The sequence below is a fragment of the Flavobacterium notoginsengisoli genome (assembly GCF_042686225.1).
In the GTDB taxonomy this organism is placed as follows: Bacteria; Bacteroidota; Bacteroidia; order Flavobacteriales; family Flavobacteriaceae; genus Flavobacterium; species Flavobacterium notoginsengisoli.
The window spans coordinates 238707-254886 of record NZ_JBHUOT010000003.1; the positions used below are offsets into that span (position 1 = coordinate 238707).

At 35.3% G+C, this 16180-nt stretch carries 5 protein-coding genes; all 5 read left to right on the plus strand.

Features of this window, described 5'->3' with window-relative positions; genetic code table 11:
- The first annotated feature begins 75 nt into the window (after nucleotides 1-75).
- The 5 genes from ACFS3A_RS08960 to ACFS3A_RS08980 all read left to right on the plus strand — a co-directional run bounded on the left by ACFS3A_RS08960 (nucleotide 76) and on the right by ACFS3A_RS08980 (nucleotide 15982).
- The gene (locus ACFS3A_RS08960) at nucleotides 76-4173 is read left to right on the plus strand and encodes a hybrid sensor histidine kinase/response regulator transcription factor (protein ID WP_379825051.1); all 4098 of its coding nucleotides are present in this window, start codon (nucleotides 76-78) and stop codon (nucleotides 4171-4173) included.
- Between the two features lie 270 nt (nucleotides 4174-4443).
- Nucleotides 4444-5598 (plus strand): glycoside hydrolase family 88/105 protein, encoded by a 1155-nt coding sequence (locus ACFS3A_RS08965; protein ID WP_379825052.1) that lies wholly within the window; start codon nucleotides 4444-4446, stop codon nucleotides 5596-5598.
- A gap of 744 nt (nucleotides 5599-6342) precedes the next feature.
- On the plus strand, nucleotides 6343-9675 hold the full coding sequence (locus ACFS3A_RS08970; protein ID WP_379825054.1) for a SusC/RagA family TonB-linked outer membrane protein: 3333 nt from the start codon (nucleotides 6343-6345) through the stop codon (nucleotides 9673-9675).
- 13 nt (nucleotides 9676-9688) lie between these two features.
- Nucleotides 9689-11671, plus strand: a complete 1983-nt coding sequence (locus ACFS3A_RS08975) for a RagB/SusD family nutrient uptake outer membrane protein (protein ID WP_379825056.1) — start codon at nucleotides 9689-9691, stop codon at nucleotides 11669-11671.
- Nucleotides 11672-12100: 429 nt separating this feature from the next.
- A complete protein-coding gene (locus tag ACFS3A_RS08980; protein ID WP_379825058.1) occupies nucleotides 12101-15982 on the plus strand; it encodes a glycosyl hydrolase in 3882 nt (1293 codons plus the stop codon).
- Nucleotides 15983-16180 lie beyond the last annotated feature (198 nt).

Consider the following 16180-nt stretch of genomic DNA (forward strand, 5'->3'; position numbering starts at 1 on the left):
ACATATGCGTATTTAAATTAACCTATATCTATTATAGATTCATCAAAACTTAAACTAACCTAACCACCACACATTTTGAAAAATAGAATTCTATTATTTTTAATGCTTTTAGTTTGTTCTCCGTCTCAACCACAGTCGGTTGCAGGATCGGCTGTTTCTAAATTTGGGCAGGAAAAATATAATATTGGTTACATCGGTATAAAAAACGGTCTTGCCAATAACGCTGTTACTTCGGTTTATAAAGACAAAAGAGGTTTAATGTGGTTTGGTACTTATGATGGAATAAGCAGATACGATGGCTATAATTTTTTAAATTTTAGAAATGAACCAAACGACTCTAATTCGCTAAATAATAATCGTGTTGTAAGCATTTGCGGTACTAAAAATGAGATTTGGATTGGTACAAAAGGAGGTATCAGTGTTTACAATTATCTGAACAATCATTTTAGCAGAAAATATTACTTAAATGCTAAAACTTCAAAGATTGAGCCGATAGATTTTGTGGTCAACAAAATTATAGATCATAAATCAGTTATGTATATCGGCACTGCTGGTCAGGGACTGCTTTATTACGAAGACAAGCAGGAAAAAATCATTCAGATTCCGCTGTATGTAAACGGAAAACTGCAATGGGATTATCATGTTCAGGGAATGGATTTCGATAAATCGGGTAAATTTTGGTGTTTTGTTCAGGGAATTGGATTGGTAACTATGGATGCAACGGCGAAAAAACTGATTGTTGTTTTCTCTGATTTTACTGTTGGAAGCTGTATTTTATGCGATAAATCTTCGAACATCTGGATTGGTACAGACGAAGGTTTGTTGAAATATAATTCCGTAAATAAAATACATCAAATGTATAGAAATCAGGAAGTTCAGTATCCTATTTCCGATTTGATGTGCAAACCTGATAAAAAAGAACTTTGGATTGCTACAAACGGTAACGGCATCGTAAAGTATCATTATGCTTCGGATAGTTTTTCTTTATTTAATGCCAATTCAGACGAAGAAAAACTGAACAGCAATGCCATTTCATCACTTTTTTCAGATAATGAAAACCGAGTTTGGATTGGAACTTTAAGAGGAGGAGTTAATAAAGTGGAAGAAAGAAAAAGTCCTTTTATTACGATTTCAAAAAATGAAAAAATAAAAAATACGCTGCCAAGTGATTTTATTCTTTCTTTATCTGAGCAGGACAGTGATCATTTATGGATTGGAACAGATGGAGCAGGCGCAAGTTTGTGGAACAGAAAAGATAATACATTCACAAATTACTCTCACAGCACCAATAACCCGAATTCGATTTCCAACAATTTTGTCTCGGCAATTGTAAACGACAACAAAGGAACTTGGTTTGCAACTTATGGCGGAGGTGTTTGTTTGTTTAATTCTCAGACTCGTAATTTTAAAAAATATAGTTTTTTTAATCCCAAAACAAATGCAGTCCAAAAGAATATCTGGGTGCTTTTTCGAGGAAAGGATAATACATTATGGGCCGCTTCGCCAGATGATGAAGGCTTGTATCGTTATAATGAAACACTAGATAAATTTGATTTTGTAGATGCAAAAATTAGGGGAATCATTTCAATTGCAGAAGATCACAATGCAAATCTTTGGATAGGGAATTTTACGGATCTGGTTGAGTTCAATCCAAGAACAATGAAACGTAAAGTGATTGATCTCAAATATCCCGTACGATCTGTTATTGCTGTTTCTCCAACAAAAATGCTGGTAGGAACTGAAGGCGGCGGTCTGTTGATTTTTAATCCTCAAACTTTAGAGAAAAAGTTTCTGACTCACAAAAATGGAATTCCAAATAATTCGGTATTAAATATTGTAAAAGATAATAAAGGAGATTATTGGTGCAGCACCTACAATGGAATATTTGTGTACAATGCACAGACAGGAAAAATCACAAGTTATCATGATGCTGACGGACTTCAGAGCAATCAGTTTAATTATAATGCGGCGCTCAAACTTTCAACTGGCGAGATACTTTTTGGAGGAATTAAAGGATTTAATATCATAAATACCAAAATCAATAGCCAGATTCATGATTTTCCTAAGCTTGTCATCACTTCTATAAAAGTCAATAATAAGGCTTTTGATCATTCTCATCTGACTTCTTTTGGAATTGATAAGCTAAAATTATCCTATGATGAATCCATGCTAAACATTGATTTCGCAGCTTTAGAATACAGTTTGCCTGAAAAAATTTCCTATGCTTATTTTTTAGAAGGATGGGATTCGCAGTGGCATTATGTGGATAATATTCGCAGCGCAAATTATTCCAGAATAACAGAGGGAGATTATGTGCTGAAAATTAAGTCTACGAATGCAGAAGGAGTCTGGAATACAAAATCGATTTCGCTTCCTATTACGATATTACCGCCGTGGTACAGGAGTGGTTTGGCTTATTTTATCTATTTTCTAATGATCTGTTTGGTTATTTATGTGGTTGATAAATACCAGCGCCAACAGGCAAAACTTAAATACGAAGTAAAACTTTCGCAGGATTTGGCGAAACAGGAGAAAGAACTTAATGAGAAAAAAATAACCTTTTTCACTAATATTTCTCATGAGTTCAGGTCGCCTTTAACCATGATTATTAATCCTTTAAAAGATATCATTTATGGAACCGACCAACAGATTGATCCTGGCGCCATTGAAATGGTATATAGCAATTCCAGAAGATTATTGAGTCTGGTGGATCAGCTGCTTCTTTTTAGAAAAACAGAAACAGAAACTGGAAAACTTAAAATTGGTCAGATTGATATTGTGGAGCTTGCGAAAGAGGTTTTTAGCTGTTTTGTGCATCATGCCAAAGTCAAAAAAATAGATTACAGTTTTAGTATTTCTGAAGAAAGAGTATTGGTCTATGTCGATCGGGAAAAGATTGAAATGGCTCTGTTTAATTTGATTTCCAATGCATTAAAATTTACAGAAAAAGAAAACGGAAGAGTCGCCGTTACGTTACGATGCAAAGATAATGAGGTGGTTATAAAAGTGATTGATAATGGAGAAGGTGTTCCAGATGCTGATAAAGAGAAAATATTTAATTTGTTTTATCAGTCCAATACTAACATAAAAAACAACCGTAAAGGATTTGGTATCGGACTTTATTTGGTCAAACAATTTGTGAATCAGCATTATGGACAGGTTAGCTGTCGAGATAATAAAAGTGGTGGAGCAACTTTTGAAATTAGATTACCACTTGGAAAAGAGCATTTTGGAGATATTGAAATCAGAGAAGATTTAAGCGACAGAACCTTGTTTTTAGAAGAAGCTTTGGAAGATACTGTGATACAGGAAAATGTATTGCAAAGTTTGGAAGAACCAGAAAATGTCAATGATTTAATTAAAGATGCCAAAAGTATTTTGGTTGTAGATGATAATGCTCAAATAAGAAATTATCTAAAACGCATTTTAGCCTCAAAATATCATATTACATTGGCTGAAAATGCGGAGACAGCTTTATCAATAATCAAAAAAGTACAGCCAGATTTAATTATTTCTGATGTGGTAATGGGCGAAATGAACGGCGTTACCTTTTGTAAACATATTAAATCGGATGACGAATTAAAACACATTCCTGTGATATTGCTTACTGGAGGAACTTCGGAAGAAGTGAAACTTAAAGGAGCCGAAGTTGGAGCCGATGATTATATTACAAAACCTTTTGATAATGACTATTTACTAGCCAGAATCAGCGGAATATTGGCGAGACGTGATAGTGAGCAAAATTATCTGCTTAATTCAGTGACCAAAAAAGAAGCGAATCTAAAATTATCCGATGAAGATAAAAAACTCATCGAACGAATTGTAGATATAATCGATGCCAATTTGGATGTGGAGAATTTCAACGTCCATGATTTGGCATTTCATCTAGGAATGAGTTATTCATTGGTGTATAAAAAAATTAAAAAGATTACCGGTAAATCGGTTTCAGAATTTACCAGAAATGTGCGTTTGCGAAAAGTAGCGACCTTATTAATCACAACAGATTTACAGATAAGTCAGGCCGCTTCGATTGCTGGTTTTGGCGATATTAAATATTTCAGGAAACACTTTCAGCAATTTTACAATATAAATCCTTCCGAGTTTAAGAAGAAATATCAAAACGTAAAGGATAATAAATACATACTGAATGAAAGTTTTTGGAAATCAACTTGATAATAAAATAAAATTTTAAAAAATAATTAAACATTAAAATTAACGGCTGGGTGCAATGATTTTAAACACATAGAAACATAGTTTTTAGAAGATTAAAAAAAAGGCGTTTCACTAATTTAAATGCACATAGTTTGTCTATGTGTGGAAACTAGTTTCTTTTGATCTCTTTTTTTCGACATAAAAATCTATGTTTCTATATGTTAAAGGTTATTTTTTTAAATTTCACTCAGAGGGTTAAAATTGTAAACCTTATAATCTTAAAATATAATGATGAATTTTAGAAAATCATTTTTTATGGCAATAGCTTCTCTTTCTCTTGTGACTATTGGATGTAAAACAGGAAATGTAAAACAGGAAAACGGGATAAAAGAATCTAAAAAAGAGGTAATCGCTATTATCGACAAAGTAAATAACCGTTGGCAGACAACACATCCGGAATCAGGAAATGCTTTTTGGCATGTTTCCGCTTATCACACTGGAAATATGGAAGCTTGCAAAGTAACCCAAAACAAAAAATATTTAGATTATTCGATGGTTTGGGCGGAGAAGAATCAATGGATGGGTGCGAAATCAACTGATAAATCAGAATGGAAATACAACTATGGAGAAACAGATAAACATGTATTGTTTGGAGACTGGCAGATTTGTTTTCAAACCTATATTGATTTATACAACTTAACAGGAAAAAATGATCCTAAAAAAATTGCCCGTGCCCGTGAAGTGATGGAATATGAAATGAGCACTCCTGCAAACGATTATTGGTGGTGGGTTGACGGCTTGTATATGGTAATGCCGGTAATGACAAAGCTGTACAACGTTACAGGAAACGAAATGTATTTAGAAAAACTCCATTCTTATTTGCAATATGCGGACAGCATTATGTATGATGAAGAAGCCAAACTGTATTTTCGTGATGCTAAATATGTGTATCCAAAACACAAAAGTGCTAATGGGAAAAAAGATTTTTGGGCTAGAGGAGATGGTTGGATTTTTGCGGGTTATGCCAAAATTATTCAGGATTTACCAAAATCAGCGAAACATAGAGAGGAGTATATCAGCCGTTTTAAAGATATGGCTAAAGCTCTCGCTGCTACACAGCAAAAAGGCGGCTATTGGACGAGAAGTATTCTAGATCCTGGACATGCTCCTGGGCCAGAAACCAGCGGTACAGCCTTTTTTACTTATGGTTTTATGTGGGGAATTAACAACGGCTTTTTGGATAAAAAAGAATATCTGCCAATAGTGCAAAAATCATGGAATTACTTAACCACTTTTGCGCTGCAACCAGATGGGACTTTGGGATATGTCCAGCCTATTGGCGAAAAAGCAATTCCGGGACAAGTAGTCGATAAAAATTCAACTGCTGATTTTGGAGTAGGAGCTTTTTTGTTAGCAGCATCAGAGGTTTATCGTTATGTGAAATAATTAAATAGCTTCATTTATTTGATGAAGAAAGCTGTCCAAAAGGGCAGCTTTTTTTTTAAAAGCTTCGGAGAAGCGAAATATTTATAGCAAAGAATTTAATGTTCAGAATATAAGCTCCGGAGGAGTGGTATATTTTTTTATTTGGGCTATTATTGCCAATCATTTCCATCAGACGCGGATGATACAGATTCGCTAACGCGAAGACACGGATTAAAACGGATTTTTTATTAATCTTTCCAAAAAAATAGTAATCTGTTTAAATCCGCGTCTTTACGAAGTAAATCCGTTTTATCTGCGTTCGTTCAATGTACTTTATTGAATTAATAGTTTGCTTATTTTACAGTTGTGTTTTTTTAAGCCAAATGTTGTGTGACGCTCCATATCTTTTTATTTTTCTAAAGTTATTTAAGATAAATGTTAAGAGATTATTCTACATTTTTATTTATATGCAGCTTTTAAATAATTATGCATCATGCATTTTGAAGATGCTTTTTTTGTCATTCGTATAAAAAATTCCCGTTTTGCATCTAAAAATACGGATTTGCCCCTTTTTTAATGTTGTAATTACCCCCTTTTGCTCATGCTTCTTGCTATAGATTTGTAATGCAAACTATTGATAATTACATGATAATGTTTACTTAAAAAATTTTGAAAAAGAAAATTGTAAAAAACACACTTATTGAATGTTGTTTCTATATTTTGCAGACTTATTAACTAAACTTTTAACCAAAACGACAACCAAAAATGACAAACTTTATTAGGAAGATTAAGGCTCCTGATTATGGATCTGGATTTGATTTGAAAAAGAAACTCACACTGCTTTGTGTATTAGTTTCATTGTCTCAAGTACATGCATTTTCTACTGAACCGAGTAGTAAAATAGGAGCAGAAAAAGTACAGCCACAAAACAGTATTAGTGGACAAGTAAAAGACAGTAAAGGTGTTCCGCTTCCAGGAGCATCAGTTTTAATTAAAGGAACAAAAAATGGTACGATAACAGATTTTGACGGAAAATTTACGCTGGCAGGAGATGGGAATTCAGTATTAGTAATATCTTTTGTTGGTTTTGTAACCCAAGAGGTAGCTGTAAACGGCAAAACAAATATTAATATAAAACTAGAAGAGAATGCGGCTTCATTAGACGAAGTGGTGGTAGTGGGATATGGTAAAATGAAGAAAAAAGATTTAACCGGATCAATTGTTCAGGTTAAAGCCGAAGCATTAGCCAATCAAAACCCGCAGACTGTTCAGGATTTATTAAGAGGCGTTCCTGGTCTAAAAGTGGGATATGACCCTTCTGCAAAAGGAGGAGGATCTTTGCAGGTTCGTGGGCAGACTTCTGTTTACAATCCTGATGGAGCCAATCATAACTCACCGCTTATTATTTTAGACGGAATGCAGTTCTACGGAGAACTTTCAGAAATTAACCCTGATGATGTTGGCCAGATCGATATCTTAAAAGATGCATCTGCTACAGCTGTATATGGTTCTAAAGCGGCAGCTGGGGTTATTGTTATTTCGACAAAAAAAGGAAAAACAGGAAAGCCTGTTATTAATGTTACTTCCAATATGACGATTGTCAATGAAAGTGCTTACAGAAACGTATATTCTCCAGAGGGATATGTAAAATACCGCCAAGATTGGGAAACAGCTAAAACGTATGGCACCAATACTGCAACTGGAAATTACGAGGCATGGGTTACAGGAACAGCAGCAGGTAAACCGGGGTATTATTCAAGCCCAAGTCAATTAAGTCAGTACGGTATTACTGAGGCGCAATGGTTAGCCTATCAGCCAGCTTCACAAATACAAGGAAAAAGTTTAAATGAAGTTTGGGGATTACGTCTAGGTATAACTGATGCAACGCTTTTAAAGAATTTTACAGAAGGAAAAACACACGATTGGTACAATAGCACTTTTAGAACAGGAATTAATCGTGACAATAATTTAAGTGTTTCCGGAGCAAGTGATAAAGTAAATTATTATATGTCTTTAGGATATTTAACATCAGAAGGAGCTATTCAGGGTAATGATTATACAGCTGTTCGTGCGAACATGAAAGTAGATGCTAAGATTACAGATTGGCTTGAATTTGGAGCAAACGTTAATTTTCAGGATCGATCAGATGGAGATATATCTGTTGGAACAGGAACGAATTATTGGGATGCCAATATGTTAAGAAACAGCCCGTTTGCTAACTTTAAAGAAGCAAATGGCGATTACGCAAGACAACCAATGGGCCCTACAATTGGAGGGTATAACTACTACTATGATCGCCAATATATGGATCTAGATAAAGGGTATACAGTATTGAATACAATATTTAATACAAAAGTAACTTTACCTTTAGGTATTACATACTCATTTAATGCAGCACCTCGATATGAATTCTTTTACAATCGTTATTTCCAGTCAGCAGGTAATAAAAACTGGAATCCAGTTAACATAGGAGTGGATAGAGGTAATGGTAAAAAATTTACATGGAATATAAACAACACCATAACATGGGACCATACATTTAATGAAAAACACCATATTATAGCCACTTTTGTTCAGGAAGCTGAAGATCTTAAAACATGGTCAGATGTTGTTTATGCGCGTAATATACAGCCTTCGGATGCTTTAGGATACCACAATATTGCCAATGCGACACTTGCTAATAGTACTTTTACAGCAACAGATACACACCAGACAGGCGATGCTTTAATGGCAAGACTTTTCTATTCGTTTGACGATCGTTATATGATTACAGGAACAGTACGTCGTGATGGATATTCAGCATTTGGAGCTTCTTATCCTTATGCCACTTTCCCTTCTGTAGCATTAGGATGGAACTTTAATAAAGAAAAATGGCTTAATTGGGAACCGTTAAGCACTGGTAAATTACGTTTATCATGGGGTAAAAACGGAAACAGATCACTTGCAGATCCATACTTAGCTTTAGCCAATTTAAGCTCAGGTACAGGAGCAACAATGGGATATATCGATGCTTCGGGAAACATCGTGGATATGAAATATCTGGGAATAGACCGCATGGCAAACCCTAATTTGCAATGGGAAAAAACAACTGCGTCAAATATTGGTCTTGATTTAGGCTTCTTAAATGACAGAATTACAAGTACAATCGATATTTACAGATCTGTTACTCATGATATGATTATGAGCCAGCGTCTGCCTGAGTTTACAGGATTCTCATCTATTGCAACCAATCTTGGAGAGGTTGAAAATAAAGGGATTGAGATCAGTCTTACAACTTTAAACATGAAGAGACCAAACTTTGAATGGACTACTATGGTTGCTTTTTCATACAACAAGAATACGATTAACAAATTGTATGGCAATATGGAAGATATTAAAGATGCCAATGGAAATGTTATTGGAAGAAAAGAGGCTGACGATAAAACCAATGGATGGTTTATTGGAAAACCTATTTCTCAAATCTGGGATTATAAAGTAATTGGAATCTGGCAGAAAGATGAAGCCGTTGAAGCTGCAAAATACGGACAGCGTCCAGGTGATCCAAAAGTAGAAAACAGCTATACTGCTGATGATGTTAACGGAAAACCAACTTATAACGAAAAAGACAGACAATTTTTAGGACAGACAACACCACCAATTAACTGGTCGCTTCGTAATGAATTTACGTTTTATAAAAATTGGAATTTGGCAATCAATATGTATTCGTACATGGGACACAAATCTATGGATGGGCGTTATATGAATACCTATAATGATGGTAGTTTATATACCAACAACTACAATCCATTTGTAAATCCTTATTGGACAATTGACAACCCTACAAATGACTGGGCACGTCTTGATGCCAGAGGACCTGCAGGAGCTGGGACAGCAAAATTATACGATCGCAGTTTTATTCGTTTAGACAATATTTCGCTGGCGTACTCACTTCCTAAAGATCTTATAAATCGTTTGCATGTGAGAAATTTCAAAATCTACACTTCTGTTCAGAATGTGGCAACTTGGTCAGCTTCTAAACAATGGAAATATTATGGTGATCCGGAGACTGGCGGGCTTGCTACCCGAATGTTTAATTTAGGATTTAACGTTTCACTTTAAAAAATAGTCAATAATGAAAAGATATATACAAAATAAAATTGCAAGAATAGTGCCTCTAGTTGCGGTTGCTGCTCTTTTTGTCTCTTGTTCAGAGGATTTTCTGGAGCCAGATCCGCTTTCGTTTTACGAACCAGAAGCTACATTTACTACAGAAACTGGATTACAGGCGGTTTTGGCAAGTGCAGATAAACAGCTTCGTAATAACTATATTCATTACAATAATGCTGGTAATAGTGTACCTATTGGAACAGAGTACGTTTTCTCTGATATGTCAAAATATGGAAAAACAGATAATACCAGTACCATTTCTGATTTTGCTAATACTATGGTGCCTACCATGAGTTACAAAACGTCAACAAATGATGATTTTTATTTCGGATTTTACTGGACTGAAGCTTATACTGGAATTAAACATGCCAATACTGTTTTAACTTATATTGATAAGGTAACAAGTTTAACAGAAGAAGTGAAACGTAAATATATTGGTCAGGCTTATTTTCACAGAGCTTATCGATATCTAAATTTGGTCTATCAATTTGGAGATATTCCGTTGATTACAAAAATTTTGGAAGTTCCAAAGCAAAGTTATTATTCAACTAAAAAGGAGGCAATTATCGAAATGATTACGGCAGACATGGAAAAGGCTGTAGAATGGGTTCCAGAACAATCGAAATTACCTTATTTAGGTGTTGTAAACAAAGGGGCATGCCGTCAGCTATTGATAAAGTGCTACTTAGCTTCCGGAAGATTTAAAGATGCTGAAAATCAGGCCGACTTATTGATTAATTCTTCTGGTTATTCTTTAATGCAGGGTTCTTTCGGAACTTTTGATCCAGGAGGAAATCCAACAACATGGACTATCACAAGAAATGTGATTTGGGATTTACACCGACCTGAAAATAAAGTTATTGCTGGTAACAGAGAAGCTATAATGGTAATGCCAAATGGTGGCGTACAATCTTTTTTACCATTTGCTTCTATGAGAATTTTTGGACCAAACTGGAATTCTGGTACAGTTACTACTCCTGACGGAAAACAAGCAGCAAATCGTTTTGCTTCAAACAATGCTAATTATCAGGCTAACTATGATTATGCCAGAGCTTTAGGACGTGGTATTGCTACAATTAGTGCTTCTTATTATTCACAACATCCAATGTGGGTGGTTAATGGAGTAGAAGATAAACAAGATCTTAGACATAATAGTACCGTTGGGAACTGGGTAAACATGGAAAATTTGAAATACAGCGATAAAACTTCTGCGTATTATGGACAAAATTTCAGATTAAAAAATGGTACTACATTGCTGTCAAAAGATACGCTTCGCGAATGGTTTGATTTCCCGTTATACAAAATCTATTTGCATGATGTTGTAAACGAAACGAATCCAAATGCAAATGATTTTCAGGGAGCTAGTACGGGAAGTAAAGCACATTGGTATTTATATCGTTTGGCTGAAACTTATTTGTTAAGAGCAGAAGCTCGTTTTTATCAAGGTAACGTTGGTGGTGCGGCTCAGGATGTAAATGTTGTTAGAGCAAGAGCCGGTGCATCACAAATGTATGGAACAGTTACTATCGGCGATATTTGTGCAGAAAGAGGAAGAGAGCTTTATTTAGAAGAATGGAGAAATGTGGAGCTAAAACGTATTTCACATTGTCTCGCACTCAGCGGACAGGCTGATGAATGGGGACAAACCTACAGCAAGACCAACTGGGACAAACAGTCAGGAACAGATAACGCAGGCGGAAGTTATTGGTATCAACGTATTGTACATTATACCCTTTACAACAAATATCCTAGCGGAATTGTGGTTCCTAACGGAACTAAGTTCTACACCATGGACAAACGCAATAATTACTGGCCAATACCAAACAGTGCTATTACGGCCAATATCAAAGGTAAATTAAGTCAGAACTTTGGTTATGATGGTTATGATCCGAGCGTTAAAGTTTGGGATAAATGGCAGGATGCTGTCGCAGATGAAAGTCAGCTTTAAGTAGCCGTTTAATAGAAATAAGTATCTAAACTGCAGTGATTTAATTGGAATGGTTATTATTTTGCTGCAGTTGAAGATACATACTTTAAGTATTTTAAATATCCATTTTTTTAAATACTAATTTTATAATTACCTGACTGTTTAAGTATTATCCTCGATTATAAAAGAGGATAATACAGGCAGTCATTATAAGCCGCATGAATACTATATTGTGCAGTATGATTCAAAATATCATGTGTTTAACAATATAAAATACCACAACAAATTTCAGTACAATTTTGCCCGTTAATAAAAGCGGAAGGAATTTTCTTGCCCAGTTTTTAGTTTTAAAATCAGCGGTTTGGGAGTTGCCTGCGCCAATAATTTTGTCGGTTACCAATGAAAGCATTCAACAAAAATTTTAAAATAATTTTTAAACAAATATTTCATATGAAAAAACTATACGCATTTTTATTATTCTCGTTATCGGTTTTTGTATTCAATATACAGGCACAAGCTCCTAATTTACCTGTAAAGGCAAATTTAGCCACAACATTAAATGGTTCTAAGATTTTTACAAATGCTACTGCTTCAGATATTCTATCATTTCCATTATCCAATCAAACAGAATTTACTTTAGAGGTAAAAGCCAAAGTCAATTCGGCCGTTGGAAGAGGATTTGATGTTGAAGTTAAAAACACAATCGGTCTCGGATTTAGAACTTCTCTGGATAAAACAACTTTTAATAGTACTACAATCCTATCAACTCCCGAAAATTTAAGTACTTCTGTAGATAACGCACAGGAACAGACTTATAGATATGCAATAAAAGATGGTGTTGCTAATATTTATCAAGATGGACATTATTTAACTTCTAAAACATTAGATTTTCTAAATGATACTTCAGGAGCTGCAATTGCTTATGGTGCAGATAATTTATTAGGAAGATGGGCAGGAGTAACCGGAAACAACTCTGGAAAACCAAACGATTATGGCTGGGCAAATACGTCAACAAGCCTTCCTTGGAATACTGCCAATTCGACTTCTGGTGTTCGCTATTTGGATGTAACTTCTGGACATACTTTTGAATCTGATAATTCGGTTTACAACGGCAGAATCATGTACATTCGTTGGGATAATGCCAGTTATTCAGGTGCGACCTATAGTTATCCTGTCAAGCTGGAGCAAGGTTTGAGATATGAATTTTCATGGCTTTATGAGTATATTTCCAATGCGACGGCAGGTGTCAAATTAAACGTGGCAATATCATCAGGTGCTGACGGATCTGGAGTTATTGCTTCTAAAACATTTACAACAGGAAGTGCTAATAAACTACGAAAGGGAGATTTATCTTTTGTTTCAAATGTTGATGGGAATTATTATCTAACCATCACAGGAGATTATGCACTTTTTGCTATTGCCGACTTAAAACTGAAATCTTCCAATTTAATCAATACATGGGACGGTTATTATAATGATAATGCCGGAACTCCCGCTGCTTATGGATGGACGAATGTTGCTTCTCCATCTATCTTTAATACAGCCAACAGTACAAGCGGAGCACGTTTTATGGATGTAACTTCGGGTCATACTTTTGAATCCGATAACTCAGTTTACAGTGGCAGATTAATGTACATCAGATGGGACAGCACTGCACTTGAAAGCTCCGTTTATTCATTTCCAGTACAATTAGAAGCCTCAAAAGGTTATCAGTTTTCGTGGATATACGAATACATTTCGAATTTAAGTCCAGGTTCTCAAATGACGGTTTCGGTTTCTACAGCGACAAACGGCGGAGGAACCGTTTTGGCAACTAAAAATTTTACGACAGGAGCTGTTAATAAGCTAAGAAAAGGAGATTTGTTATTTCAATCGCAAAGTGCAGGAACTTATTATATTAATATAAGTGGAGCTAAAGCACTTTTCGGGATAGCAGATTTAAAAGTTCAAGGACAGGAAACAGCCAATATTGTAATTGGTAAAAATTATGCAAGCGGTGCTGTAGATATGGCGATTACTTCGGTTACATTTGAAAATGTAGCTTATGCTCCTGATAAAGTAATTAGCCCGTCACTGCAAACCATAAATATTTCAAGCAATACGACTACAGGAGCTTTTGCAAAATCAAAAGTAGTTTTAAGCGGAACAGCTTCTTTGTATCTTAAAAATGGAAACAATCCATTAATTAATTCGACAGTCAACTTAACATCAACAGATAACAGTTTATATTTTGAAAATGTCAAACCGAGTGACGTAATTAGTTCACAGTTGCAATATGTTTCGGTAAACGGTGTTTTGGCAGTCAATGGTACAAATGTAAATGTTACCAATTATGGCGGAGGAACAGTTGTTTCGCCATACGTTGCAGACTATCAGCCGTTACAAGTTTTTACAGAAGAAAATTTTGCAGGATCATCACAGCAGTATGTTACCGTGACTCCTTTTGATAATTTAGGGGCTTTTGACAATGCCATCAAATCATTCAAACTAAAAAAAGGATATATGGCGACTTTCGCTACCAGTGCTGATGGATCTGGCTATAGCCGAGTTTATATTGCAGAAAATGAAGATTTGGAATTGCCAGTTTTACCCATTAATTTAAAAGGAACCATTTCGTTTGTCCGAACCATGAAATGGCATCAGGTTAACAAAAAAGGACTTGCAGGCGGCAGCACAGAAGCTATTAATTCAACCAATATTACTTGGTATTACAATTGGAACACAGGAATGGACACTACGCCAAATGTAGAATATGTTCCAATTCGTCAAACGCAATGGTGGCCATCCTTTACACCTGCTTATACTAAAGAAGGATATACGCATTTATTAGGCTTTAACGAACCAGATCGTCCAGATCAAGCCAATATGACCGTTGAGGCAGCCATAAGCAATTGGCCAGCTCTATTGAAATCAGGATTACGAGTAGGTTCTCCTGCAACTTCGGATCCTTATAATCCCTGGATGGCTAATTTTATGACGCAGGCTGAGGCTAATAATTACCGTGTAGATTACGTAGCATTACACTGTTATTGGTATAAAACCGCTGCACAATGGAAAAGCGATCTGCAATATATCTATGACAAATACAAAAGACCAATCTGGATTACTGAATGGAATATTGGGGCAAACTGGACAGCCAACAATTTCCCTGATGATGTGAATACGCTTACAGATGCCAATGCCACGAAACACAAAAATGATTTAGCATCGATTTTGGCTGTTTTAGAAAGTGCTGATTATGTAGAACGTTATTCGATTTACAATTGGGTGCAAGATGCGCGAGCAATGTATGTTACGATTAACGACGCTTTTAAAACTAGAAATCCAAACTGGCAAAATTACGTTTGGCTTCAGAATGCACCAGTAATTTCTAGTACAGCGACTGATTATACAGTTTTAACTCCTGCGGGGCAATATTATGCTAAAAATGCATCGGCGAAAGCCTATAGCTCAACTAGAGAATATATTCCATTATGGAAAACAAAAGTAGAAACGTTGAGTTATACACTTTCTTCTGATTATAAAAATATTACCATAAAATGGACAGGAACCAATCAGGAGTTAGTAAACAAATATATTTTGGAAAGAAAACTAACAGGTGAAAATGCGTTTTCTGTTTTCTATGAATCAACAGATTATACTATTATTTCAAAAATAGATCAGGTTCACACTCATGCCGAATACAGAATTAAAGTGGTTGGTAAAGACAATGTGGAGTCGGCTTATTCAGCGATATTGGTTTACGATCAGCCTGCGATTTCGGCAATTCCAACCAATTTTACAGGCGAAGCAGTCTCATCGTCAGCAATCAATTTAAAATGGTCGCTTGTAACGGGTGCCGAATCATATAAAATCAAAAGAGCCACAACACTTAACGGTACTTATGATATTATAAACGCTTACGTAAAAGACAGCATTTTTGCCGACACCAATTTAGAAGCAAACAAAGATTATTTCTACAAGATTGCATCAGAAAATGCGGGAGGAGAAAGCCAATATTCTGCTGCTATACAAGTGAAAACATTAACAACATCGGGTTCTTTGAGTGCTAAAAACGCAAATATAGGAGACATAAATGCACAAGGAGAAGCTTTTAAAACAATCAGTGCGTTTCCAAATCCAACAATGGGTCAGTTTGATCTTTTCTTGCCATCAAATGGGGACAATACCACAATTGCAATTTACACGCTGGATGGCAAATTAATTTCAACAGCACATTATGGAAATATAAATGGTGCAATTCATTTGAATATAGAAAATCAGCCTTCGGGAATTTATTTGGTTAAGATTCCGTCACATCCTGATGCAACAGTCCGAATTATTAAAAAATAAAATATGAAAAAAATAGGTAAAGCGTAGTGAAATTATTTTTAAACACATAGGAACATAGTTTTTGCAACTGCGTAAAGGCATTTCATTAGCATCAATACACATAGCAAACTATGTGTTAGAAACTAGTTTCTTTCTGATTTCTTTTTTTAGATAAAGAACAACTATGTTTCTATGTGTTTAATTTAACAGTTAAGTGAA